Annotated in this window: 23 protein-coding genes; 14 read left to right on the forward strand and 9 right to left on the reverse strand. The window is 40.0% G+C overall.

Features of this window, described 5'->3' with window-relative positions; all coding sequences use genetic code 11:
- Positions 1-282: 282 nt before the first annotated feature.
- On the reverse strand, positions 283-1,911 hold the full coding sequence (locus WA338_RS15765; protein WP_009781200.1) for an acyl-CoA carboxylase subunit beta: 1,629 nt from the start codon (positions 1,909-1,911) through the stop codon (positions 283-285).
- 249 nt (positions 1,912-2,160) lie between these two features.
- Between WA338_RS15765 and WA338_RS15770 the strand changes: the two genes are divergently transcribed.
- The 4 genes from WA338_RS15770 (at position 2,161) to WA338_RS15785 (ending at position 5,498) form a co-directional block, all read left to right on the forward strand.
- Entirely contained in the window at positions 2,161-2,337 is a 177-nt protein-coding gene (locus WA338_RS15770; protein ID WP_088124396.1) for a CAL67264 family membrane protein, read from the forward strand.
- Entirely contained in the window at positions 2,337-2,807 is a 471-nt protein-coding gene (locus WA338_RS15775; protein WP_009781198.1) for a DinB family protein, read from the forward strand. Before WA338_RS15770 ends, WA338_RS15775 begins: the two co-directional genes overlap by 1 nt.
- A gap of 62 nt (positions 2,808-2,869) precedes the next feature.
- The gene (ettA, locus tag WA338_RS15780; protein ID WP_009781197.1) at positions 2,870-4,561 is read left to right on the forward strand and encodes an energy-dependent translational throttle protein EttA; all 1,692 of its coding nucleotides are present in this window, start codon (positions 2,870-2,872) and stop codon (positions 4,559-4,561) included.
- 244 nt (positions 4,562-4,805) lie between these two features.
- Entirely contained in the window at positions 4,806-5,498 is a 693-nt protein-coding gene (locus tag WA338_RS15785) for an HAD family hydrolase (protein ID WP_009781196.1), read from the forward strand.
- Between the two features lie 3 nt (positions 5,499-5,501).
- Here the strand turns inward: WA338_RS15785 and WA338_RS15790 are convergent, their stop codons facing one another.
- Complete coding sequence (locus WA338_RS15790) at positions 5,502-5,666, reverse strand: hypothetical protein (RefSeq protein ID WP_009781195.1); 165 nt, start codon at positions 5,664-5,666, stop codon at positions 5,502-5,504.
- A gap of 224 nt (positions 5,667-5,890) precedes the next feature.
- On the opposite strand from WA338_RS15790, the gene WA338_RS15795 reads away from it, so the two are divergent.
- A complete protein-coding gene (locus WA338_RS15795) occupies positions 5,891-6,775 on the forward strand; it encodes a hypothetical protein (RefSeq protein ID WP_009781194.1) in 885 nt (294 codons plus the stop codon).
- 94 nt (positions 6,776-6,869) lie between these two features.
- Here WA338_RS15795 and WA338_RS15800 read toward each other — a convergent pair whose 3' ends face one another.
- Together WA338_RS15800 and WA338_RS15805 are read right to left on the reverse strand one after the other, a co-directional pair.
- Positions 6,870-7,667 (reverse strand): hypothetical protein, encoded by a 798-nt coding sequence (locus WA338_RS15800; protein ID WP_009781193.1) that lies wholly within the window; start codon positions 7,665-7,667, stop codon positions 6,870-6,872.
- Between the two features lie 94 nt (positions 7,668-7,761).
- A complete protein-coding gene (locus WA338_RS15805) occupies positions 7,762-8,493 on the reverse strand; it encodes a class I SAM-dependent methyltransferase (protein ID WP_336094135.1) in 732 nt (243 codons plus the stop codon).
- Positions 8,494-8,528: 35 nt separating this feature from the next.
- On the opposite strand from WA338_RS15805, the gene WA338_RS15810 reads away from it, so the two are divergent.
- Together WA338_RS15810 and WA338_RS15815 are read left to right on the forward strand one after the other, a co-directional pair.
- A complete protein-coding gene (locus tag WA338_RS15810) occupies positions 8,529-9,026 on the forward strand; it encodes a YkgJ family cysteine cluster protein (protein ID WP_336094136.1) in 498 nt (165 codons plus the stop codon).
- Between the two features lie 5 nt (positions 9,027-9,031).
- Complete coding sequence (locus tag WA338_RS15815; protein ID WP_336094137.1) at positions 9,032-10,018, forward strand: DUF1028 domain-containing protein; 987 nt, start codon at positions 9,032-9,034, stop codon at positions 10,016-10,018.
- A gap of 78 nt (positions 10,019-10,096) precedes the next feature.
- Here the strand turns inward: WA338_RS15815 and WA338_RS15820 are convergent, their stop codons facing one another.
- From WA338_RS15820 to WA338_RS15835, 4 genes are all read right to left on the reverse strand, one after another.
- Positions 10,097-11,647 (reverse strand): M20/M25/M40 family metallo-hydrolase, encoded by a 1,551-nt coding sequence (locus WA338_RS15820; protein WP_336094139.1) that lies wholly within the window; start codon positions 11,645-11,647, stop codon positions 10,097-10,099.
- Between the two features lie 138 nt (positions 11,648-11,785).
- A complete protein-coding gene (locus WA338_RS15825) occupies positions 11,786-13,069 on the reverse strand; it encodes a serine hydrolase domain-containing protein (RefSeq protein ID WP_040532885.1) in 1,284 nt (427 codons plus the stop codon).
- 99 nt (positions 13,070-13,168) lie between these two features.
- Positions 13,169-13,546: a carboxypeptidase-like regulatory domain-containing protein gene (locus tag WA338_RS15830; protein WP_009781187.1), complete on the reverse strand. Its 378-nt coding sequence runs from the start codon at positions 13,544-13,546 to the stop codon at positions 13,169-13,171.
- 445 nt (positions 13,547-13,991) lie between these two features.
- A complete protein-coding gene (locus WA338_RS15835; RefSeq protein WP_040532882.1) occupies positions 13,992-15,266 on the reverse strand; it encodes an exo-beta-N-acetylmuramidase NamZ family protein in 1,275 nt (424 codons plus the stop codon).
- A 7-nt stretch (positions 15,267-15,273) separates the two neighbouring features.
- Here WA338_RS15835 and WA338_RS15840 point away from each other — a divergent pair, with 7 nt between their 5' ends.
- The 3 genes from WA338_RS15840 to WA338_RS15850 all read left to right on the forward strand — a co-directional run bounded on the left by WA338_RS15840 (position 15,274) and on the right by WA338_RS15850 (position 18,383).
- Complete coding sequence (locus WA338_RS15840) at positions 15,274-16,503, forward strand: ABC transporter permease (RefSeq protein WP_272986929.1); 1,230 nt, start codon at positions 15,274-15,276, stop codon at positions 16,501-16,503.
- Positions 16,504-16,606: 103 nt separating this feature from the next.
- Positions 16,607-17,263, forward strand: coding sequence for a hypothetical protein (locus tag WA338_RS15845; protein ID WP_272986931.1), 657 nt, complete (start codon positions 16,607-16,609; stop codon positions 17,261-17,263).
- A gap of 139 nt (positions 17,264-17,402) precedes the next feature.
- Complete coding sequence (locus WA338_RS15850) at positions 17,403-18,383, forward strand: PLP-dependent cysteine synthase family protein (RefSeq protein WP_009781183.1); 981 nt, start codon at positions 17,403-17,405, stop codon at positions 18,381-18,383.
- An 18-nt stretch (positions 18,384-18,401) separates the two neighbouring features.
- Here WA338_RS15850 and WA338_RS15855 read toward each other — a convergent pair whose 3' ends face one another.
- Positions 18,402-18,932 carry a hypothetical protein gene (locus WA338_RS15855; RefSeq protein ID WP_272986933.1) on the reverse strand — a complete coding sequence of 177 codons (531 nt, stop codon included), beginning with the start codon at positions 18,930-18,932 and terminating at the stop codon, positions 18,402-18,404.
- Positions 18,933-19,019: 87 nt separating this feature from the next.
- Between WA338_RS15855 and WA338_RS15860 the strand changes: the two genes are divergently transcribed.
- The 4 genes from WA338_RS15860 (at position 19,020) to WA338_RS15875 (ending at position 23,380) form a co-directional block, all read left to right on the forward strand.
- The gene (locus WA338_RS15860) at positions 19,020-20,306 is read left to right on the forward strand and encodes a DUF2851 family protein (protein ID WP_272986934.1); all 1,287 of its coding nucleotides are present in this window, start codon (positions 19,020-19,022) and stop codon (positions 20,304-20,306) included.
- A gap of 60 nt (positions 20,307-20,366) precedes the next feature.
- Complete coding sequence (locus WA338_RS15865) at positions 20,367-20,594, forward strand: PspC domain-containing protein (protein WP_272986936.1); 228 nt, start codon at positions 20,367-20,369, stop codon at positions 20,592-20,594.
- Positions 20,595-20,597: 3 nt separating this feature from the next.
- The gene (locus tag WA338_RS15870; RefSeq protein WP_040532879.1) at positions 20,598-21,605 is read left to right on the forward strand and encodes a potassium channel family protein; all 1,008 of its coding nucleotides are present in this window, start codon (positions 20,598-20,600) and stop codon (positions 21,603-21,605) included.
- A gap of 89 nt (positions 21,606-21,694) precedes the next feature.
- Positions 21,695-23,380: an alanine/glycine:cation symporter family protein gene (locus tag WA338_RS15875; protein WP_272986938.1), complete on the forward strand. Its 1,686-nt coding sequence runs from the start codon at positions 21,695-21,697 to the stop codon at positions 23,378-23,380.
- Positions 23,381-23,578: the final 198 nt, after the last annotated feature.

Genomic DNA, 23,578 nt, shown 5'->3' on the forward strand with positions numbered 1-23,578 from the left:
ATTTCAACAGGTCACAATTTTGCAAATATAGGATAGTTATTTGGGCTAATACTGTTTAGACTTAACCGATTTAGTCGAGTATAACTGTAAAAATAAAACAGGTTTACTATAGGTGTTATCTATAGTAAACCTGTTTTATTGGCGCCGCCAAAGGGTTTAATGCTCCGAGGCTTGTCTCGAAATTGAAAATTCGTTTCCAAGCAATGCCTCTTGAGCCCGCCCTGAGGTAGTTTACTTGACAATCAAGATTAAAAGGCTTGAGCTTTACCAAGAAGGAATACATTAAACCTGAATCACACCAAGATTGAATTTTTTCTCAATAGGTGCATGGTTTGCTGCTTCAATACCCGTAGAGATCCACTTTCTCGTATCTAGCGGGTCGATGATCGCATCGGTCCAAATACGAGAAGCGGCATAATATGGTGAAACCTGCTCGTCATAACGAGCTTTGATTTTGTCATAAAGTTCTTTTTCAACTTCGGGCGTGATCTCTTTGCCTTGTTTTTTAAGCGAAGCCGTTTCAATTTGGAGTAAGACTTTGGCAGCGCTGTTACCGCTCATTACCGCTAATTCAGCCGAAGGCCAGGCAGCGATCAATCGAGGATCATAAGCTTTACCACACATCGCATAATTTCCGGCTCCATAAGAGTTTCCAACTACAATGGTGAATTTAGGCACTACACTATTGCTCACGGCATTTACCATTTTGGCCCCGTCTTTTATGATGCCTCCGTGTTCACTTTTGCTTCCCACCATAAAGCCGGTAACATCTTGTAGAAAAACCAAGGGTATTTTTTTCTGATTACAATTGGCAATAAAACGAGTGGCTTTATCTGCGCTATCGCTATAGATCACACCACCAAACTGCATCTCGCCCTTTTTAGTTTTTACGATCTTGCGCTGGTTGGCAACAATACCTACTGCCCAGCCGTCAATGCGCGCATATGCTGTGATCAAGGTTTGACCATAACCTTCTTTATACTCTTCATATTCCGAATTATCAACCAGACGTTTTATAATTTCGGTCATATCGTATTGGTCGCTACGCTTGGCAGGCAGGATTCCGTAGATATCTTGCGGATCTTCTTTGGGTTTTGCGGCTTCGATTCGATTATATCCGGCTTTTTCAAAATCACCTATTTTACCCATTATATTTTTAATGCGTGTAAGTGCATCCCGGTCGTCAGAAGCTTTATAGTCGGTTACTCCACTAATCTCGCAATGCGTAGTTGCTCCGCCTAAAGTTTCATTGTCAACCGTTTCACCAATGGCGGCTTTCACGAGATAACTTCCGGCGAGAAAAATACTCCCGGTCTTATCTACGATCATCGCCTCATCGCTCATAATGGGCAGGTAAGCACCTCCCGCAACACAGCTACCCATCACGGCACTTATTTGAGTAATGCCCATACTGCTCATCACCGCATTATTTCTAAAAATGCGACCAAAATGCTCTTTGTCAGGGAAGATCTCATCTTGCATTGGCAAGTAGACCCCGGCACTGTCAACGAGATAGATGATGGGTAATTTATTTTCTATGCTTAGTTCTTGCGCGCGCAGGTTCTTTTTTCCTGTAATAGGAAACCATGCTCCGGCTTTTACAGTAGCATCATTTGCAACGACAATACATTGCTTTCCACTTATGTGTCCTATTTTAACCACAACTCCGCCACTAGGGCAGCCACCGTGCTCTTCATACATTCCTTCACCGGCAAAGGCAGCGATTTCAATAGCTTTTTCGGCGTCATCCAGTAGAAAATCAATGCGCTCTCTAGCGGTGAGTTTTCCTTTTTCGTGATGCTTAGCGATGCGTTTTTCGCCACCGCCCAGCTTTACTTTGGCCAAGCGATGCTTTAAATCGGAAACAAGAAGCTTATTGTGATCTTCGTTTTTATTGAATTTTAAATCCATCTATAAATTATATAAAGAGCATTCCCAGAGGCTTTAAGAATTAAACCGGAAACACTCACGTATTGTAAAATTGAATGTTAACGAAAATACGAAATCACTCCCTCATGAAATCGTTATACTTATGTGAAAAACGCGATATTTGCTTTTTAAACCAAAACCCAAGGACGCTTGAAATGCTGTTAAGCTTGAAAACGAGTTGGGTAAATTTTAGCTTCTGATGCCTGTCAGAGCTACAAACAAATTATTATGATGAATAAGAATACAGTACTAGGTTGGGCAACGTTTATAATGATCGTTGTAGGCTTAGGACTTATAGCATTAGGAGCCTTTAAATATTCTGAAGTTGCCGGTTGGGGATTTGCTTCAGTAGGTATAGGTTTCTTTGCAATCGCCTGGGTTTTTAATGCATTAAAAGGAAGAGTTTAATGGCAGACCAAGCGCTCAAAGAACAACTTCTAAAACACCTTAAGGGCGGCGAGGCATTTATGCCCGTAAGTGAGCTTCTTGAGAAAATCTCATTTAAAAAATCGGGTAAGCGCCCGGTGGGGTTGCCGTATTCCTTTTATGAGATTTTCTATCATATGGTGTATGCCCAGAAAGATATTTTGAGCTATTGCACAGCTGAAGATTATAAACTACCGGCTTGGCCACGCGATTATTGGCCTGATGCCAGTAGTGCAGTTTCAAAGGAGTCTTGGGAAGCGCTTAAAAATCAATTTAAAGACGATCAAAAACAACTGGCTGTGTTTGTCGAAACTGTAGATACCCATTTACTAGATGTGGTTAAGCACGGTAAAGAGCAAACGGTGCTACGCGAATTGATGCTCGTCATCGAGCACAACGCATATCATGCAGGGCAGTTAGCCATTATTCTTAGGTTGTTGGGTTTGCTTTAAGCCAAGAATTCTTGTAAGTTGAAGGATAAAATTTAGATTCAAAAAAATAAAACAAACGGAACATGAGTGACGATAAAAAAATAATATTTTCAATGACCGGGGTGAGTAAAACCTTTCCCGGTGCCAATACTCCGGTACTTAAAAATATCTACCTGAGTTTTTTCTACGGAGCCAAAATCGGAATTTTGGGGCTTAACGGTTCGGGTAAATCTACTTTGCTGAAGATCATTGCCGGGATTGACAAGAACTATCAAGGAGATGTAACTTCAGATAAAGAATTCTCTGTAGGCTATTTAGAGCAAGAACCACAGTTAGACGATGACAAAACGGTTCTTGAGGTAGTAAAAGAAGGAGCTGCAGATACGGTTGCAATTCTTGATGAATATAATAAGATCAATGATCAGTTTGGATTAGAAGAGGTGTACAGTGATCCAGATAAAATGGAAAAGCTGATGAACCGTCAGGCTGTACTTCAAGATGAGATTGATGCAAGAGGCGCGTGGGAGTTAGACAATAAACTTGAAGTAGCGATGGATGCGTTGCGTACACCACCTGCAGATCAAAAGATTGGTGTGCTTTCTGGTGGAGAGCGCCGTCGTGTTGCTTTATGTCGTTTGTTATTACAAGAACCTGATGTATTGCTGCTTGATGAGCCTACCAACCACTTAGATGCAGAGAGTGTTCACTGGTTAGAACATCACTTGGCACAATATAAAGGGACGGTTATTGCCGTAACGCACGACCGTTATTTCTTAGATAATGTAGCAGGATGGATTCTTGAGCTAGATCGTGGAGAAGGAATTCCTTGGAAAGGAAATTATTCTTCTTGGTTAGACCAGAAGTCTAAGCGCATGGCACAAGAACAAAAGCAAGCCAGCAAACGTCAAAAAACCTTAGAGCGTGAGTTAGAGTGGGTGCGTATGGCACCAAAAGGACGTCAAGCCAAGCAAAAAGCACGTTTGAGTAATTATGACAAGCTGCTTTCTCAAGATCAAAAACAAACCGATGAGAAATTAGAAATCTACATTCCCAACGGCCCGCGTTTAGGTACTAATGTGATCGATGCAAAAGGCGTAAGTAAAGCCTTCGGCGAAAAACTGCTTTATGAAGATTTGAATTTTGTACTTCCGCAGGCAGGAATCGTTGGTGTTATTGGTCCTAACGGTGCCGGTAAAACCACGATCTTCAAAATGATAATGGGAGAGATCGAGCCGGATAAAGGCGAATTTACTGTAGGAGAAACAGCAAAAATCGCATACGTAGACCAGTCGCACAGTAATATTGATCCTGAGAAAACCATTTGGGAAAACTTTAGTGATAAACAGGAGCTAATCATGATGGGCGGTCGCCAAGTTAACAGTAGAGCCTATTTAAGTCGATTCAACTTCAGCGGAAGCGAGCAAAATAAAAAAGTAAGTATGTTGTCTGGAGGGGAGCGTAACCGCTTACATCTGGCAATGACCCTTAAAGAAGAGGGTAACGTATTGCTACTCGATGAGCCTACAAACGACCTTGATGTAAATACTTTAAGAGCTCTTGAAGAAGGACTTGAGAACTTTGCAGGCTGTGCGGTGGTAATCTCTCACGACCGTTGGTTCTTAGATAGAATTTGTACACATATTTTAGCTTTTGAAGGGGATAGTCAAGTCTATTTCTTTGAAGGTGGTTTCTCTGATTATGAAGAGAATAAGAAAAAACGTTTAGGCGGAGATCTTATGCCAAAACGTATCAAGTATAAAAAGTTGGTGCGCTAATTACTGTAAAAAACAATTTATTGGCGCCGCCAAAGGGTTTTATACTCCGAGGCTTGCCTCGAAATTGAAAATTCGTTTTCAAGCAATGCCTCAAGGGGTTGCCCTGAGGTAGTTTAATAAGAAAACCTCACAGCTAAAACCTGTGAGGTTTTTTTTGGCACCGCCAAACAGAAACAAGTCCCGGGCTTGTTTCGAGGAAGTTTACTTTTAGTACTTTTAGAGAAACTAATAAACACAGATAATTTTGAGTTTTGAAAATATAAAAGCCATCGCATTTGATGCAGATGATACGCTCTGGGTGAATGAGACATTTTTTAGAGATGCAGAAGTTGCGTTTGCAAAGCATCTTGCTGCGTATGGTGACCAAGACGAGATCGTTCAAAAACTTCTGGATACCGAAATAAAAAACTTAGACACCTACGGTTACGGGATCAAGGGATTTACCTTGTCGATGTTAGAGACTGCACATCGGTTGATGGGCAAAAAGATGAATGCTGAAACCATAGATTTTATATTGAATAAAGGCAAGCAAATGCTCGCTGAACCTGTTGAGTTACTTCCGCATATTGAAGAAGTTCTAGGCCAACTTTCAAAAAAATATAAGCTGGTAGTAGCGACTAAAGGTGACCTGCTTGATCAAGAGCGTAAATTGATCAAAAGCGGCTTGATCGATTATTTTCATCACGTGGAGATCGTTTCAGATAAAAAAGAAACACAATACAAGAAACTGGTAAAACATTTAGATATTCAGCCTCAGGAATTCTTGATGATCGGTAACTCGCTAAAATCAGATGTTATCCCGGTACTTGCAATGGGCGGTCACGCTTTTCATATTCCATTTCATACCACGTGGTCACACGAACAGGTAGATGAGGAGATCAATCACTCAAAATTCAAGGCGCTTAAAAGTGCTCGTGAACTTTTAGATATTCTTTAGGTCTTATTGTCTGCGTGGTAAGAAGCTGCGCAGGGTATATATCACTGCGGCGATGCCCAATCCTAAAAGTAAACCTTTGCCAAAACTGGGTTGAAAAAACCAAATGCTTATAGCGATAACAGCCAATACACCAAAGAGAATCGCTGCGCGTTTATGTTCTGCCTTCATACTTCAAAGATACAGTTCTGCAATTTGTTTAGTAGGCTATTAATAAAAAATTAAAGCAGCTGTGTTTGACTTTTTTGTATGTTTGATCGCGATTTTTAAAGTGCATTTTAAAAGTTTTTTTCGTTAAAAAACAGTAAATTATAAAGGCTGTTTTATCACTTTTATACACTTTTGAAGCAGCTTTAACGTTTAAAAATAAAACAGAATCTAATCAATACTTATTTATGGAAAGTGAAAATAAAAACACCGGCATTAAGATCATTACCGGTATTCTTGCAGTACTTCTTGTGGTAGCAGGAGCTTTTGCTATAAAGTTGTACAATCAAGAAAAGAATACAAAGGCCGAGTTGACCGAAGAAAAGGAGCTCGTGCTTAATGATCTAAAGCAAATGGTTACCAAATATGACGCGGTGATCGAAGAAAACAACTTAAAAGATACCGAACTGAACCAAGCGAGAGACCGCATACAAGTTCTTATAGATTCGGTGCAAAAGATGGAAGCTAATATTTCTGTTTTGCGTCGTTATCGTGATGAGGTGTATAAACTTAAAAAGGAGCGTGAGTATCTTTTTGCCCAAAACGACAGCTTAAAGGGAATGAACAAAATGCTCGCTATGCGCGTGGATAGTACGACTTACGAACTTGAAGTTTCTAAGATGAAACGCGATAGTCTGGCGATGGTTAAAGAAGAGCTTGCAGAAAAAGTTGCACTGGGTTCTAGTCTTGCTGCTAACAAACTTGTGGGAACCGGAGTGATCGTGAGAAACAGTGGTAAACTGGTAGAGAATGATAACGCGCGCCGTGTTGATCGCATTAGAGCGTGTTATACAGTACCTCAAAACCGAATCGCAGAAGCCGGAGATAAGCAGCTTTACGTGCAAGTTTTAGATCCGCAGAATAACATCTTGGGAGAAAACAAGACGGTGACGATCGATAGTGTGACCTCGATCACGTATAGTGCGATCTCTAAGTTTTATTATGAGAAAACGGCTTTAGATATCTGTGAAAATGTTGCGCCAAGAGGTGACAAGTTTGCTGAAGGTTTATACAAAATCAACATTTTTGATGGTGGTAAAATGATCGCTTCAACAAGTCTGGTTCTTGACTAGGTAGCAATAGAAAAAGGATAAAAAGAAAAGCTTCGGAGAACATCCGAAGCTTTTTTTATTAACACCGTCAAAGGGTTTTATACTCCAAGGCGCTTTATTTTCCACCGTTAGCGCGTAAATCTTCTAAACAGAATTCACCAAAAGTCGGTAACCCGCTCATATCTGTACTGGTAGCATCTGCGACGGTTTGAAAATACATCAGGCAGTTTTCCTGATCGCAGTGTTTATTTGGTGTTGCGCCACCGTCGTCATCTGCGGTTTCATCTTCGTGATCACGCACCATTTCTGTACCCAGATTTACTAAACCAAATAAGTGACCAAACTCGTGTTCGGTTGTGATGGTTTCTAACTGGGTTAAACTTGGTCCCGTTATGCCGCGGCTAAATTCTCTAAGCGTTTCTCCAAAAATGATACACGAGGTATTGCGATAGGCTGTACCAAGAATTCTACTGTTGCCTTCGTCACTTTCAGAATTCTGATCTGCAAAAAAGACCCAGACGCCTAACTCGCTTCCTTCATTAAAAACAGTGCGATTGTCATTTTCTATCTCAACATATTCATCTCGATTGAGAGCACCTACTGTAGTTGCAGGAACTACCGTTTCAGTAAAACGTACACCGCCGGGTTTGTTAAGGCGGGCAGTAAAAAAACTTCTAAGATTATTCAGCGTATTTTCAGAAGGTCTAAAGCCGTCTACATAGGCGATCTCTACATTCATCGAGGTGAACTCTTCTGCACTCAAAAAAGCTCTGGCAGATGCTCCCAAGGATTGTCTATTTGCTGCCGTTGGATCTGGAGGTGTGGTCTCAGAATTATTAGTATCACTAGAGCAGGATAGTATTAAAAAGGCAAATAGTAGCGTAAAATAGGGGGTAATTTTCTGTAAAATCATTGTATTAATTTAGGTTTCGCTAAAATAACTAAACGTTTTAGCTTGAGCTCTTGTTGTAAAAGCTTTGTGATGTTTTTAATATTTACGCTAATTTTTAGGATTCAGTTTTTATCAAGCGTGCTAAAAAATCATAATGTGGCCCGTCACAAATTTTTTCGCAAGTAAAACCTGCTTTTTCTGCTTCTTTTTTTAAAGTTTTAAAATCTAGATACAACCAGTCAAAAGCTGCTGAGGTCTGGTTTTTATAGTTGATTTGAAAGGTGACCTCCCCATAATAATCACGACTTGCGTCACGCCAGTAACTCCCATCTTCTTCCTCATACATAAAAGCGATGTCTGAAGAGTCAACCAGAATTTGACCGTCGGTTTTGAGTAAAGAACGCAAATGGGTGAGATAGCTTTCAGTCTTTTTAAGCGTTTGAAAAATACCGGTGCCATTCATTATTAATAAAAGCGTATCGTAGCCACTTTCTCTATAATCTAAGATGTCTGTGATTTGTGTGCTCTTAACTCCGCGACTTTTACAAACCTCAATAGCTCCTTCAGAAATATCTAAAGCAGTAACCTCAATACCTTTATTTTGAAGGTATAAAGTGTGGCTTCCGGCGCAGGCACCAATGTCTAAGGTTTTTCCTTGAGCCAGTTGAAGCGCTTTTTGTTCCACTTCAGGCATTTCTTCATAACTGCGGAAGAGATAAGGAACAGGAATCTCATCATCTTCGGTAAGTGACGAGATCACTGTAATATCTTCAGAATACTTGTCGTTGTGAAAATCAAGTAAAGCTTGACCAAATATATCGGGGTTTTGAGAATCTTTTTCGGCCATAAATTATAGGGGCTTTAAATGCTTATTTTTGCGGTATGGATGAATTTATTGAGCAGTTGCCCAATCTGGCCAAAGATAAGCATAAAGAGACTGCTGCCTATTTTAAAAAGCTGAAGCGTAAACCGCCCAAAGATCTGGATTATCAGATGCAGGAGTTGCACGACGAAGAGTTTGAACGCACCGACTGTCTTACGTGCGCAAATTGCTGTAAAACAACAGGGCCGTTATTTACCGATCGCGATGTGAGCAGGATCGCCAAGCATTTTAGAATGAAAGATGCGCAGTTTATTGAGACCTATTTGCGCGTTGATGAAGACAACGATTATGTCTTACAGGAGGTGCCATGTACCTTTCTGGGAGCAGATAATTACTGTATGATCTATGATGTTCGTCCTAAGGCTTGCGCCGAATTCCCGCATACAGACCGAAAGAAATTTCAGCAGATCACCAATCTAACCTTAAAAAATGTTGCGATTTGCCCGGCGGCGTATAATATCGTTGAGCAAATGAAAGAACGCATTAAACTTAAATAAGACGTATGAAAAGCATTATAAGTATTTTAATTCTAGCTTTTACAGCAACAGGTTTTAGCCAACAAATTGACGCCGATAAAAGTGCGTTTGCACACACATTTTCTATTGTTGCTCGCGACGCGGAAACCGGAGAAATGGCTGTGGCTGTACAAAGCCATTGGTTTAGCGTGGGTTCTCTAGTGAGTTGGGGAAAGAGTGGAGTTGGAGTGGTTGCTACACAATCTTTTGTGAATCCTTCTTATGGTCCTAATGGTTTAGCCTTGATGCAGGAAGGAATGTCTGCAGAAGCAGCGCTCGAACAACTCATTGCAGAAGATGAAGGAAAAGCCTATCGTCAAGTCGCTTTTTTAGATGTCAACGGAAATGCTTCAGCCTACACGGGTGAAAAATGTGTAGTTTATGCCAGTCAGATTACCGGAGATAATTTTTCGGTGCAGGCTAATATGATGTTGACCGATCAAACTGTTCCTGCGATGGCAGCGGCTTTTGAGAAGCATAGTAAACTTCCGTTAGCAGAGCGTATGGTTGAAGTTTTAAAAGCGGCGCAAGCTGCAGGTGGCGATATCCGCGGAAAGCAATCAGCTGCATTGATCGTTGTAGGACCAGAATTGGTTGAGAATCCTTGGGAAGAATATAAGATTAATTTGCGTGTAGATGATCACCAAAATCCCATTGAAGAATTAGAGCGTTTACTGAAGGTTGCCCGAGCATACGAATATATGAATCGCGACGATCTGGCTGTAGAAGCAGGCGATATGCCCGAAGCACTAAAACAATACGGCACCGCCGAAAAAATGTTTCCCGATAATTTAGAAATGAAATTCTGGAAGGCGGTAGCGATGGCCAATGACGGTCAACTTGAGGAGGCAAAACCTATTTTTAAGGCGATTTTTGAACAGGATGAAAACTGGCGTGCAATGGTTGGTCGTTTAGTAAAACCGGGATTGCTTACCGTTAGCGCATCAGAAGTTGAGCAAATTCAGAATTTATAATACAGCTTGAAGAATTGAAAGCATAAAAAATGCCTGAGTAACGTACTCAGGCATTTCTATATTTATATTTAATCGACTTTAGTCGTCTAGTCCTCCGCGACGGTTTCCATCACGAGGTGCTGGCCAAGTCATTTGCTCACCAGATCTTCTGTTTATAGGAAGAACGATTTGCTCACGAGAAGTTTTTTCGTCGTCTTCACTTGCCATGTACGCTAAAACCGCAGTCAGGATCGCATTGTTTTGCACATCGTCCCAAACGATCTTATCATATGTATCACGGTTGGTGTGCCACGTGTAGTTCCAGTAATTCCAGCTTAACGAACTTAAATTAAATGCAGGAGCACCAGCTGCTACAAAAGAAGCATAGTCAGAACCACCACGACCAGGAGTTCCCGGGAAATGGGTTTCAATACGTGCTACTTCATCAGGAACAGCGCTTAACCAACTGCCTAAATAATCGTAAGCATTTAAGAATCCGTTTCCTGAAATATTAGCCACGCGACCTGTACCATTATCCTGATTAAATACCGCTTGAACACCCGCTACGATTTCCGGATGATCTTTTACAAAAGAACGAGACCCGTTAAGCCCTTGCTCTTCACTTCCCCAATGTCCTACGAGAATGGTGCGTTTTGGATTAGGATAAACTTGCTTTAAGATGCGCATAGCTTCCATCATTACCAAAGTTCCTGTACCGTTGTCTGTTGCTCCCTGGCCACCATCCCAAGAGTCAAAATGGGCTGAAAGAATCACATACTCATCAGGCTTTTCACTTCCTTTTATTTGAGCGATGGTGTTGAATGTTGGCATTTCACCCAATTCTTCAGATTCTGCAACCACTTTGATCACAGGCTTGTCGCCGTAATCTGCAAGACGGTAAAGCAGACCATAATCTTCTAAAGCGATATCCACCATCGGGATTTCTTCGGTATAGGCAGAAAATACTTTGTTTACACCAAAACCGCGTGACCAGTTGCTGGTAATCACACCAACAGCTCCTGCTTCTTCTAATATTTTAGGAAGTTCTCTTGAAGAATATCCTGTAGCTTTGATGCGCGCATTCCAAGCGTCATTAAGCGCATCACGGTCTTTTTTCATTTTCTCAAAAGACTCAGGAGTCGCCCATTCTTCCCAATTGTCGTCAGGTCTACCGGTAGGTTGTGGCATAGAAACCAAAACAAATTTTCCTTCTACCTGAGAAAGCATATTTTTAAAGCTAACCGAATCTTTAGCTTCCGGAAGCACTACAACTTCAGCCTCTACACCTTTTGATTTGGTTGCAGGAGACCAAGCCAACTGCATACCTTCAAGACTTACACTGCGCGGACTAACCAAATCGATATGGGTGATGCCACGATCCCAACCTTTCCAAACGCCCCACTGCTGATTTTCAGCTTCGATACCCCAATCGGTATAGGTGTCAACAGCCCAATCGTGCGCTTGTTTCATTTCTGGAGTTCCTACAAGTCGTGGTCCCACAACATCCAGAAGTTGGTGAGCAAGTAGTTTAAGTTGTGAATTTTCGGTTGCTTCTTTAACGATCGCGTCAACCGTTTCTTCTTGCGTTTGCGCAAAAAGGCCGGTGCTCAGACTGGCGCCAAGCATACATAAGTAAAACGTTTTTTTCATTAAAATAAATTTAAGTGCTTTTAAGTGTTAGACCTTAAAATTAAAACTTCGATTGGTTCTGCTGAATAAAAAGAGCGATTAATCATTCTCGCTTTTTACTTTTATCGAAAAATAGATTTAATCGAGAAAAATTCAGAATTAATCAGCAATCGCCGCAAAAACAATATTTCTTAACTTCCAAGAGGTTTCATCTCCACCTACTTGCTGTGTTTGCTTCATTATAATACCGATGAGTTGTTCTTCAGGATCAGCAAAATATTGCGTGTTGAAATAACCGCCCCACTCAAAAGTGCCTGCACTTCCATTACCGCCTTTGGCAGCACCTAGGTCATCAACTACACTAAACGCAAGGCCGTGATGTGAACCATTACCTTTCCAAATATCTCCAATTTGATTTTTTAGAATAAAATCGACGGTTGTACGGCTTAAAATTCTGTTTCCATTGAGTATACCTTTATTGAGGTACGTTTGAAGAAATTGCGCATAATCTACCGGAGTGCTTGAAAGTCCGGCGCCACCGGAGAAGAAAGTCATTTTTCCTTTTTTTGGATAATCAGGATCGTAAAAGGTGGTTGGGAAATCAATCCAATCACCTTCCTTCTTCGTTTGAACAGAAACCAGAAGGTCTCGTTTTTCTTTTGGGAGATAAAAGAACGTGTTGTTCATTTTTAAAGGTTCAAAGATTTCAGTTCTAAAAAACTCGTCAAGCGGCTTGCCGGAAATGATCTCAATAAAATACCCCAATACGTCGAGCCCTTCGCTATACGTGAAATTCTCACCGGGATTGTGATGCAATGGCAGTTTTGCAAGTTTCTTGACACTTTCTTCAATCGTGATTTTTTCAGTAGTAAAAAGGTCGGTGATGCCGGCTTTTTTATAGATCTTCTTAAATCTGGGGTCGCCATCGATAGCACCATAGCCAATTCCTGAGGTGTGCGTAAGCAAATGTCTAATCGTTATGGGACGTGCTGCCGGCTTGGTTGTATAGCTTCCGTCAGGTAATAGGGAATCTAAGACCTGAGCATCTTTAAACTCAGGAATGTATTTTGAAATAGGATCGTCAAGTTGAAATTTCCCACGCTCCCAAAGCATCATCACTGCAGTTGAGGTAATTGCTTTGGTTTGTGATGCGATTCTAAAAATGGAGTTCAGATCAAGGGGTTCACCTGCTGCATTTGCGGCTCCAAATGCTTTGTGGTATACAATTTTACCATTACGGGCAACCAGAGCGACCATTCCCGGTACTTGCTTTTGAGCGAGAGCCTCAAGCGCCATCGTATCAAGATAAGCAAGTCGTGAACTGCTCATTCCCGCGGCTTCCGGTCGCATCTTAGGGAGCAAGCTTTCTTGTTGCGCATAGCCGGAAATTTGAAAAAGGAACAAGCAACAGTAGATGGTACACAGATTTAAAATAGGTTTCATTGCGTAGATTGAATTAGTTGAAAAAAAATACCCCGGGAAAATCCCGAGGTATAAATTTAGACAAGTTTAGATTCTAAAAATAATATATCGTTTGCGTAATCATTTAATATTGCTCTTGGCTTCACCAAGTGTGATCACACGATTTGTACCCTTAATAGGTTTGCTATTGACAAATTGCTCTTCAATCAATCGCACTTCGTTATCTTGAGATTGATATTGTTCTAAGGTCAGTTTCAGCGTATGATACCCAACCATATTAAAGAGGATCGTGTCTTTCTTTTCTAGTCCGTGTGCTTGTTCAAAATAAAAAATACCGTCACTCTTTGAAGTAACCCCTTTTTTAATTGATTTTATAAAAACGTTCACGCCTTCAATTGGTTCTTGTGTTTTAGCATCGGTGATGGAGCCATAAAGGCGCTGGCCGTAAAATGGGATGCTGAAGAAAAACGCACAAATTAAAATTATAATAGACTTCATAGTTTAAATTTTATTGGCAAGACCAAAGGCTTTAATAGCCGAGCTTGCCGCGAAATTGAAAACCTGTTTCTAACGAATACCTTAGGGCTACCCCGAAGTATTTCGGATATCAAACGATATAGTGATTTACTACATCGTTATAACAGGTTGGGAAATTAAATAATTTAAACGTTTTAAAACGTTAACGCCGTATTTAATTGCGTTAATTAACGTAAAAATGCTGTTTTAAAGGCGCTAAGTTCAGCGTAAGCTCGATTAATCTAGCATTTTTATTGGCACCGCCAAAGGGTCAAATACTCCGAGGCTTGCCACGATATCGAACATTCGTTTCCAGACAATGCCTCATGGGTTTGCTCTGAGGTGGTTTACTGCTAGATTTTTGATATTGAATTTGTTGTGGAATTGTTCAATTGGAAATTCTGCGGTTTGAAACAGTGCTTAAGATCTATTTATATAACAAATACTTGCTGCGTAGTTTTTTGAACTGTTCCAAATCAATTTGCCAGCTTTGTTCTATCTCATCTAGAGATAATCCTGATTCGATTTGCTTTTGCAGTTGTGCAGTCCCTGCGTGTGCCGTAAAATTTTTAGTATTGAAGAATTCTTCTTTCTTCTCATAATTGCGATACGCGTCCACAATAAATCGCAGATCTACTTTTTGTAAAGGGGCTTGGTTTCTCAAGTCTAATCCGTTACAAGTTTGTCCTTTGAACTTGGGGTTTTTAGAACCAAAATTAGGTTGCGGAGTATAATTCAGCGTATACTTTTCTGCCGGAAGATATGGAGCGCCTATAATTTGAAACTGCATTTCTGTACCACGACCTGCGTTAAGCGTGGTTCCTTCACACAAACCTAAACTTGGATAAAGCATGACGGCCTGGTCATTAGGTAAATTAGGAGAAGGGCGCACCGGTAGGGAGTAATGCATATCGTGGGTGTAATTTTTCATAGGAATCACCGTGAGTTGCGGTGTGTTGTTTGTTTCTAACCAATTTTCTTCAGCCATCATTTGTGCATATTCACCAATGGTCATCCCGTGAACGAGCGGTACACCGGCGTGCATTCCTAAAAAGCTGGTGTGTTCAGCTTCCATAACGGGGCCGTCTACATAACTTCCGTTAGGATTAGGACGGTCTAAAACAAGAATAGGTATCGAAGCTTCCGCGGCAGCCTGCATCACGTAGTGTAACGTAGCGATATACGTGTAAAACCGAACGCCCACATCCTGAATGTCAAAAACTAAAATATCAATACCTACCAGCTGTTCTGGTTTAGGTTTTTTATTGCTTCCGTATAAAGAAATTACCGGTAAGCCGGTTTTAGGATCTTTACCATCTTTGACAGCTTCACCAGCATCGGCGGTTCCTCTAAAGCCGTGTTCAGGAGAAAATACTTTTACAATAGTGATGTTGTGTGCTATTAAAGAATCTACTAAGTGCGTATACTTTTTTTCTGCAGAAGTAGTTTGAGCTTTTAGAATAAGCGAACTTGGGTTTCCTACTACCGCTACTTTTTTGTCTTTTAATATAGGTAAGTAAGCTTCGGTTTGATTTGCACCCAAGACTAAAGCTTCCTTCAGTTTAGCGGTGCTACTATCAGTCGGATTAAAATTTATGGGTTGCTCAGCTTCAGTTTGATTTTTGGTTTCGGAAGCGTTTCCGCAGGAAATACTAATTACACAAACTAAAAAAAAGGTACTTTTGAATAAACGAAACGCCATAGGACGATTGAATTTTGAATATTTTACAGCTAAACGCATAATTGGCGCAAAGAAGTATAAAAGTACTGCTTCGACTCCTATAATTAAAATTGCAATCATCGCCATTGTTTTGGGAATGGTTATGATGATGATCACCATTGCGACGGGGGTTGGGCTTCAGCAAAAGATCAAAGAGAAAGTTTCAGCTTTCAATGGGGATATCATTATTTCACAATTTGATGGAAACAATAGCGACATCACCTTAAATCCTATTCCTAAAAATCAACCGTTCTATCCTGATTTTGAATCGGTACCCGAAGTTACTCACGTGCAGGCGACCGCAACCAAAGCCGGAGTTATACGCACCGCGACAGATTTTGAAGGCATTATTGTAAAAGGAGTAGGAGAAGATTATCGCTGGGATTATATGGAAGATTTTCTAATCGAAGGTCGTGTTCCCGATTACACCCAAAATTTAAATACTGAAATACTTGTAAGTAGCTATCAAGCCAATCGATTAGGATTTAAAAATGGAGATAAGGTCATTGTATTTTTCTTGAAGGAAGATGGTGGTTTTCTAAACCGAAGATTTGATATTGTAGGGATTTACGATAGCGGATTTCAAGAATTTGATGAGAGTTTTCTATTTGCTGATATCAGGCATATTCAAAAATTGAACAAATGGGAAGAGGATCAGGTAGGTGGTTTTGAAGTTTTTGTAGACGACTTTGATCGTCTTAATGAGATTGGTACTGCCATTTATGAGCATACAGACTCGTTTTTAAATACTATGACGATCACACAGAAATACTATTCTATTTTTGAGTGGTTATCGCTTTTTGACTTTAATATTGCCCTTATCATTGTGGTGATGATCATTGTAGCCGGGATCAATATGATCGTTGCATTACTCGTGCTTATTCTTGAGCGTACTCCAATGGTAGGGATCTTAAAAGCTTTGGGCGCAAATAATTGGAGTATTAGAAAAATCTTTATGTACAATGCGCTTTATCTTGTGGGCGTTGGATTGTTCTGGGGGAATGTCATAGGCATTGGCTTATTATTGATACAAAAGTATTTTGGGCTTATTATCTTAAATCCAGAAACCTATTATGTAAGTGAAGCACCGGTTTATATCGATTGGTATTATATCGTGATACTTAATCTGGGTACCTTTCTATTGTGTGCACTTATGCTGTTGATTCCATCTTATGTGATCACCCGTATTTCTCCGGTGAAGACGATAAAGTTTGATTAGTGCTTCCTTTACAATTGAGAACGTTTTTATGATAATTGAGTAAGATCTAATTGAGCAACTTGCTGTAAGCCTGCATCTTTGAGGTGTAATTAAAACTTCAATTATGGAAACAGCAATACGCATCGCAATTTATATTCACGCTTTTTTTGGAGGAATAGGTTTGATTTCGGGAACCTTAAGTCTAGTAACCAAAAAGGGGAGTAAAATTCACAAAAAATCAGGGAAGTGGTTTGTTATAGGTATGTTGGTGAGCTTAGGACTTTCTTTACCTATCGCCAGTATGCCCGGGCATTACAGTCCGTTTTTATTTTTGATCGGACTTTTTACCATTTATATGGTTCTTGTGGGAAAACGTGTGTTACGTTTTAAACTTAAAACGGCACAAGTAACAAAAGCAGACTGGGCGATCACAATCACGATGACTATCTTGTCTTTAATGATGATTCTTTCCGGAGTTTTAAATGTTTTTGGAAACAAGATTCTTTTTATTTTCTTCGGAATAATCAGCCTTGTATTGTGTTTTCAAGACTTTAGGTTTTGGCGTAATCCCAGAAAATCAAAAACAGGCTGGTTGGCGCAGCACATTGGTAAAATCACAGGCGCTTACATTGCATCGGTAACGGCGTTTCTGGTTGGAGGTATGAAAGTGCAGGGCCTAATGGTTTGGATTCTTCCTTCGATTATAGGTAATGCGTTCATCATTTATTATATCATAAAAATACGTGGTGGATTTAAAAAGCGTAAAAAAGTAAATTCTTAAATCTAAGGTTGAAAACATCAAATTGTTGTTAAACCTTCAGTGAGGGTCGGTTTTTATCTATAATTTTTAGAAATAGTTTATCGGTTTTGGTTTTCAGTAGCAAATTCTTCAAACTGGTAGGCTTCAAAAATCGAACCTTATGCATTACGCTGAAAATATATTAGGAACAATTGGGAACACGCCGCTTGTAAAAATGAACAAGCTCACTGCGGAATTACCTTGCCTGGTACTCGCTAAGTATGAAACCTTCAATCCCGGAAATTCTACTAAAGATCGGATGGCGTTAAAAATGGTTGAGGATGCTGAAGCTGAAGGTCTGATCAAGCCGGGTGGGACCATAATCGAAGGAACTTCGGGAAACACAGGAATGGGATTGGCGCTTGCAGCAATTGTTAAAGGCTACAAAATGATTTGTGTAATTTCAGATAAGCAGAGTAAAGAAAAGATTGATGTGCTTAAAGCAGTAGGTTGTGAAGTTGTGGTTTGTCCCACAGATGTTGCGCCAGATGATCCGCAATCTTATTACAGTACTTCAAAGCGCTTAGCTGAAGAGACGCCCAATTCTTGGTATGTTAATCAATATGATAATCCTAGCAATACCAAAGCGCATTTTGAATCTACCGGACCCGAGATCTGGGAACAAACCGATGGAAAAGTGACTCATTTTATTTGTGGTGTAGGAACCGGTGGAACCATTTCGGGTGTGGGGAATTATTTGAAATCAAAAAATCCCAATATTAAAATTTGGGGTGTTGACACCTACGGCTCGGTTTTTAAAAAGTATCACGAGACCGGCGTTTTTGATGAAAATGAAATCTACCCATACATTACCGAAGGGATAGGGGAGGATATTCTACCAGAAAATGTAGACTTTGAAGTAATCGACGGCTTTACCAAAGTAACCGATAAAGATGCTGCGATTTATACCAGAAGATTGGCAAAAGAGGAAGGCTTCTTCCTAGGGAATTCAGCGGGAGCTGCAATAAAAGGATTGTTGCAGTTGAAGCAGCATTTTAAAAAAGGCGATATAGTAGTAATCCTTTTTCACGATCACGGAAGTCGCTATATCAATAAAATATATAATGACGTGTGGATGCGCGAAAAAGGATTTTTAGAATAACTTTAAATGAGAGTTATTTTAGCTTTCTTCACGATTCATCGTCATTCCTTGAATCATATAATCAGCATCTTCTTCACTACTTTTAACGATCATAGCAGAGCCGTTGTAAGTCATCGAGTTGCCGTCTTTGGTTAAAATGGTATATCTAAACGGAAGCTTTACGTCGGTTCCGTTAGCTCCTTTCACAACTTCAGGATTGGTGGTGTAGCTTACCGTAGCAGATTCAACATCGGCATATTTTTCGGCAAATTCAGAAGGCGTTGTGCGGTCGCTGTTGGTTTTTGCCAAGCTCTCATAAGCTTCATTATAGGTTCCGCGTTCAATGGCATCAAAATAGTCGTTGATGACTTTTTTTGCGCTATAGATTTCTGCTAAATCTTCAGGCGAAGTTTCTCCATCTTCCCCAGAGGTTTGAAACATATCTTCAGGAGTTACTTGTTGGTTTTGTGCTTCAAGTTCGATCTCGCCGTTATCTTCTGTTTTTCGGTCTCCGCAAGAGGCAACTAATACAGATGCCGCTAGGCCTAAGGTTAAAATTGAATTTTTCATAGTTGTTTTTTAGTTTTTTATAAAATTAGTCAGGCTTAAGTCTTGAGGCTATTAAGGTTATGCTAAAATTGCTTTAACTTTAAGCTAATGAAAGAGTCCTTTTTACATTACATATGGCAGTTTAGAAAGTTTGAAGGAGCTACTTCGAGCCAAATTTTGCTATCTGATGAAAATAAAAAGATTCAAATTCTTAATCCGGGTAGGTATAATCAATTGGCAGGCCCCGATTTTTTTAATGCTCAGGTGCGAATTGATGATCAGCTTTGGGCGGGCAACGTAGAGATTCACATTAAAAGCTCCGATTGGTATATGCATCGGCACGAGACCGATGCTGCCTACGATAATGTGATTTTGCACGTCGTTTGGGATGATGACTGTGCGGTTTATGATAAAGCCAATTTGCCAATACCTACATTGGTGTTAAAAAATAAAATACCTACTACATTGCTTCATAACTATCGCAATCTGGTCGAAATACAAAAGTCGGGCTTTATCAATTGTGAGACTTCTATCGCTGAGGTTCCGACTGATCGTTTAGAACATTGGCTAGAGCGTGTCTATTTTGAGCGCTTGGAGTACAAAGTGACTCAAGTGCAGCAAAAATTGACAGCGACCCAAGGCGATTGGGAAGCTGTGCTGTTTCAAACATTGATGCGCAATTTTGGTACTGTTATCAATGCTGACGCTTTTGAAGAGCTTGCTCAGAAAATACCTTTTAAAACAGTGCGTAAACTCGCGCGTCAAGAACAGCTTGAGCCTGTTTTGCTAGGTCTTGCCGGTTTGCTTAAACCGAGTCTAGATAGTCAAGGACTTGTGCAGTGGAAAGCAGATTTTGACTACAATCGAAAAAAGTTTGACCTTCCGGACGGTATTGAGCATCAGGTTCAATTCTTTAAACTGCGGCCGCCTAATTTTCCTACGATCAGGTTATCTCAATTGGCGATGTTGTACACCAAAAATGATACGCTTTTTTCAAGTTTAATGAACGCAAAGACACGAGAAGAGATTCAGGATATATTTAAAGTAAACACTTCAAACTTCTGGAAGACCCATTTTACGTTTGACAAATCACATACGCCTCGGGCTAAATATTTATCCAAAGCCTTTATAGATGTACTTATTATAAATACGATTATCCCGGTGCAATTTGCTTATGCTCGTGCACGAGGTTTAGATGATCAGGAGCAATTATTGATGCTGTTGGCGAGCATTCCGTTAGAGAAAAATAGAGTAGTTAAAAACTTTGAAGAAATACTGAAGTTTAAAAAAGATGCCTTGCACAGTCAGGCGTTACTCCATTTGAAAACAAAATATTGTGATTTAAATAGATGCTTACAGTGTGAAGTAGGTAATTTTTTAATTGCTAATGCTTAGCAACTATACTTTTATTTTTGAAGAGTAGTTGTATTTTGCACTTGAATAAAACCAGATCAAATGAAATTAATTTATGCGATACGGCACTTTTTTGAGCGAAACGGTTTTTATGTATCGTCAAGACTTGCAGATCGTTTAGGGATTCGAGCCAAGAATGTGCGCTTGTTTTTTATCTACCTGTCTTTTGCTACAGCAGGCTTGGGCTTTGCTGTGTATTTGGTTTTAGCCTTTTGGCTTAAGTTGAAAGATTTGGTTTATACTAAACGTACCTCTGTTTTTGATTTATAATTTATGCTGAAAATTTTTAGAAGCCGAATCTACGTAGCCATACTTTTAATCATAAGTATGCTGATGCTTGGTGTTTTTGGGTTTCGGTTTTTAGCGGAATACTCCTGGACTGATGCCGTTTATATGACGATGATCACCATTAGTACGGTAGGTTTTGGAGAAGTGCAGCCGCTTAATGATTCAGCAAAGATTTTTACGGTAATTTTAATTTTGGTGAGTGTGATCGTTTTGGGTTATGCCATTTCGATCATTACCGAATACATTTTGAGCCGCAGTAATTTTGAACTTATAAAACAGCGTAGTGTGCAAAAAAAGATAGACAGTTTAAATAACCATGTTATTGTTGTGGGGTTTGGTCGCAACGGTAAGCAAGCTGCCCAAAAACTTACTACTTACGGGAGGCCTTTTGTTGTGATCGAACGTGACGAGGAAATCGTGAATAAATTTCATTCTGATACCAATCTATTTGTCACCGGTAATGCAAACGAGGATGAGGTTTTGGTTCAAGCTGGCGTAAAGCGTGCTTCGACTTTAATTTCTGCGTTGCCCGATGATTCAGACAATTTGTTTGTGGTGCTTTCTGCGCGTCAGATAAATCCGCAGCTTAAGATCATCAGTAGAGCTTCAGAAGAAACCACATATCAAAAGCTAAAATTTGCCGGAGCAGATAACGTGATTATGCCAGATAAAATTGGTGGAGATCATATGGCTTCGTTAGTTGTAGTGCCCGATTTAGTTGAGTTTCTTGATAATTTACAAGTAGCTACAGAAGGTCGTGTGAACGTTCAGCAAATAACTTTTGAGGCGGTTTGTCCTGATTTAAAAACACGATCGATACGCGATATTGACCTGCGGAATAAAACGGGTTGCTCGATTATTGGATATAAATCGGCAGACGGTGATTATATCATAAATCCTGAAGCTTCGCTCAAATTAGAGCGAGGTTCTATACTTATTGTTATAGGAAGGCCTGAACAGATTGAAAATTTACATAGAGAATTTGCGATTTAGTGTTATGTTTACGTTTCGGTAGTGTGCAATACATATTATTTAATGATTGTAAGGCCGCTTCAATCACTAACTAAATATTTTGCTTGCGCATGAAACACAAATTATCCCTACTTGTTTTCCTATTCATTTCTTTTATTGGTGCTGCTCAGGAAGCAGCCGAAATAGGAATAGATGATCAGATCGATCAGGCTTTTGCACCAGTCTCTAGCTTCTTTTCAAGCGTGGTGTTCTTCACTGTTTTTGATATTCCTTTCGTACTGATTCTACTCGTTTTTAGTGCTTTGTTTTTTACTGTTTATTTTGGGTTTCCAAACTTTAGATATTTCTGGAGAGCGATTCAAACCGTTCGCGGGAAATATGAAGATATTGAAAATCACGGAGCCAAAGTTTTATACGGTGAAGATGGAATCGCTAATGGTGTTGATTTAAATGACGTAGATATTGAAGAGCACATCGAGACGCTTGATGACGATCTTGCTATTGATGGTGATATTGTTGATACTATAAGAGATGAGTCCTCAGCAGGTGAAGTAAGCCACTTTCAAGCCCTTGCAACTGCAGTTTCAGGAACTGTAGGAAACGGAAACATCGCAGGTGTGGCACTTGCAATCGCACTTGGTGGTCCCGGAGCTACATTCTGGATGATCGTTTGCGGACTTCTGGGTATGTCTAGCAAATTTGTAGAATGTACTTTGGGTGTGCAGTACAGAGATGTAGGAGAGGACGGTACTGTGTATGGTGGTCCTATGTTCTACCTGACTAAAGGTTTAAAAGAAAAAGGTTTTGCTACGCTGGGTAAAATAGCAGCAGTAGTGTTTGCTATCTTTTGTATAGGAGGATCTTTTGGTGGTGGTAATGCTGCTCAAAGTAATCAGGCAACCATTGTTATTAAAGAACTATTCAATCTGGAAAGTGCAGGAGCAGGATTCTGGATTGGAGTAGTAATCGCGATATTGGTTGGTATCATCATTATTGGAGGTATTAAACGGATTGCTCAGGTAACAGAGAAAGTGGTTCCGTTTATGGCAATTATGTACCTTCTTGCTTGTATTTATATTATAGGATCAAACTTCTCATTAATCGATGATGCTATAGGGCTTATAATTGAAGAAGCCTTTAATCCTACTGCTTTTGGAGTTGGGTCAATCATAGGAGTGCTTTTGGTAGGTTTTAAACGTGCAGCTTTTTCTAACGAAGCGGGAGCAGGTTCGGCATCTATTGCACACTCAGCAGTACGTACAAAGTATTCTGCTAGTGAAGGTCTTGTGGCATTGCTAGAGCCATTTATTGATACGGTTGTAATTTGTACAATGACTGCGCTCGTGATCATTATTTTTAACTTTGGAGGCTTTTTTGAATATGGAGGAGACGGTTCTGGAGCTGTGATCATTGATGGTTTGTCTTACGAAGGTGCAGGAATCACTTCAAAAGCCTTTGCAGAATATATTCCGTTCTCTAATATTTTCCTGACGGTTGCGGTAGTGCTGTTTGCAGTTTCTACGATGATCTCTTGGTCGTATTATGGACTTCAGGCGTGGAAATATTTATTCGGAAGAGGAAAAGCTGCAGATATGGTTTACAAACTTTTGTTTCTAACTTTTGTAATTATTGGTGCTGCGGCAAACATGAGATCGATCTGGGATTTTTCAGATGCAATGATCTTTGCGATGATCTTTCCTAACATGGTTGGACTGTTCTTCTTGTTTCCGGTTGTTAAAAAGCAACTCAACAGATACCTTGACGCAATTAAGCTGAAGAAGGAAGCCTTAAAATAATATTGAAGTTTTCTATAGAAAAGCCCAATCTGTATAACAGATTGGGCTTTATTGTTTTAGGATAATTGCTCTTGAGTTTTTGAAATTGCTATCGCAATAAATTCTAGATTTTTTAGCCTTAAAAACAAGCTTAGGTTTTGCTGCGAATTATGCAACGGAATTCTATTTTAACGGCATTTACCTTTGAAAAAGCCTATT

This window comes from Leeuwenhoekiella sp. CH_XMU1409-2, from assembly GCF_037029365.1.
GTDB classification, from domain to species: domain Bacteria; phylum Bacteroidota; class Bacteroidia; order Flavobacteriales; family Flavobacteriaceae; genus Leeuwenhoekiella; species Leeuwenhoekiella blandensis.

Coding starts and splice junctions, on each gene's coding strand:
- WA338_RS15865 (WP_272986936.1), top strand. CDS start 20,367: ATGAAATTAATTTATGCGATACGGCACTTTTTTGAGCGAAACGGTTTT.
- WA338_RS15845 (WP_272986931.1), top strand. CDS start 16,607: ATGGAAACAGCAATACGCATCGCAATTTATATTCACGCTTTTTTTGGA.
- WA338_RS15770 (WP_088124396.1), top strand. CDS start 2,161: ATGAATAAGAATACAGTACTAGGTTGGGCAACGTTTATAATGATCGTT.
- WA338_RS15835 (WP_040532882.1), bottom strand. CDS start 15,266: ATGGCGTTTCGTTTATTCAAAAGTACCTTTTTTTTAGTTTGTGTAATT.
- WA338_RS15860 (WP_272986934.1), top strand. CDS start 19,020: ATGAAAGAGTCCTTTTTACATTACATATGGCAGTTTAGAAAGTTTGAA.
- WA338_RS15775 (WP_009781198.1), top strand. CDS start 2,337: ATGGCAGACCAAGCGCTCAAAGAACAACTTCTAAAACACCTTAAGGGC.
- WA338_RS15820 (WP_336094139.1), bottom strand. CDS start 11,647: ATGAAAAAAACGTTTTACTTATGTATGCTTGGCGCCAGTCTGAGCACC.
- WA338_RS15825 (WP_040532885.1), bottom strand. CDS start 13,069: ATGAAACCTATTTTAAATCTGTGTACCATCTACTGTTGCTTGTTCCTT.
- WA338_RS15830 (WP_009781187.1), bottom strand. CDS start 13,546: ATGAAGTCTATTATAATTTTAATTTGTGCGTTTTTCTTCAGCATCCCA.
- WA338_RS15790 (WP_009781195.1), bottom strand. CDS start 5,666: ATGAAGGCAGAACATAAACGCGCAGCGATTCTCTTTGGTGTATTGGCT.
- WA338_RS15870 (WP_040532879.1), top strand. CDS start 20,598: ATGCTGAAAATTTTTAGAAGCCGAATCTACGTAGCCATACTTTTAATC.
- WA338_RS15810 (WP_336094136.1), top strand. CDS start 8,529: ATGGATGAATTTATTGAGCAGTTGCCCAATCTGGCCAAAGATAAGCAT.
- WA338_RS15805 (WP_336094135.1), bottom strand. CDS start 8,493: ATGGCCGAAAAAGATTCTCAAAACCCCGATATATTTGGTCAAGCTTTA.
- WA338_RS15815 (WP_336094137.1), top strand. CDS start 9,032: ATGAAAAGCATTATAAGTATTTTAATTCTAGCTTTTACAGCAACAGGT.
- WA338_RS15765 (WP_009781200.1), bottom strand. CDS start 1,911: ATGGATTTAAAATTCAATAAAAACGAAGATCACAATAAGCTTCTTGTT.
- ettA (WP_009781197.1), top strand. CDS start 2,870: ATGAGTGACGATAAAAAAATAATATTTTCAATGACCGGGGTGAGTAAA.
- WA338_RS15850 (WP_009781183.1), top strand. CDS start 17,403: ATGCATTACGCTGAAAATATATTAGGAACAATTGGGAACACGCCGCTT.
- WA338_RS15800 (WP_009781193.1), bottom strand. CDS start 7,667: ATGATTTTACAGAAAATTACCCCCTATTTTACGCTACTATTTGCCTTT.
- WA338_RS15795 (WP_009781194.1), top strand. CDS start 5,891: ATGGAAAGTGAAAATAAAAACACCGGCATTAAGATCATTACCGGTATT.
- WA338_RS15855 (WP_272986933.1), bottom strand. CDS start 18,932: ATGAAAAATTCAATTTTAACCTTAGGCCTAGCGGCATCTGTATTAGTT.
- WA338_RS15875 (WP_272986938.1), top strand. CDS start 21,695: ATGAAACACAAATTATCCCTACTTGTTTTCCTATTCATTTCTTTTATT.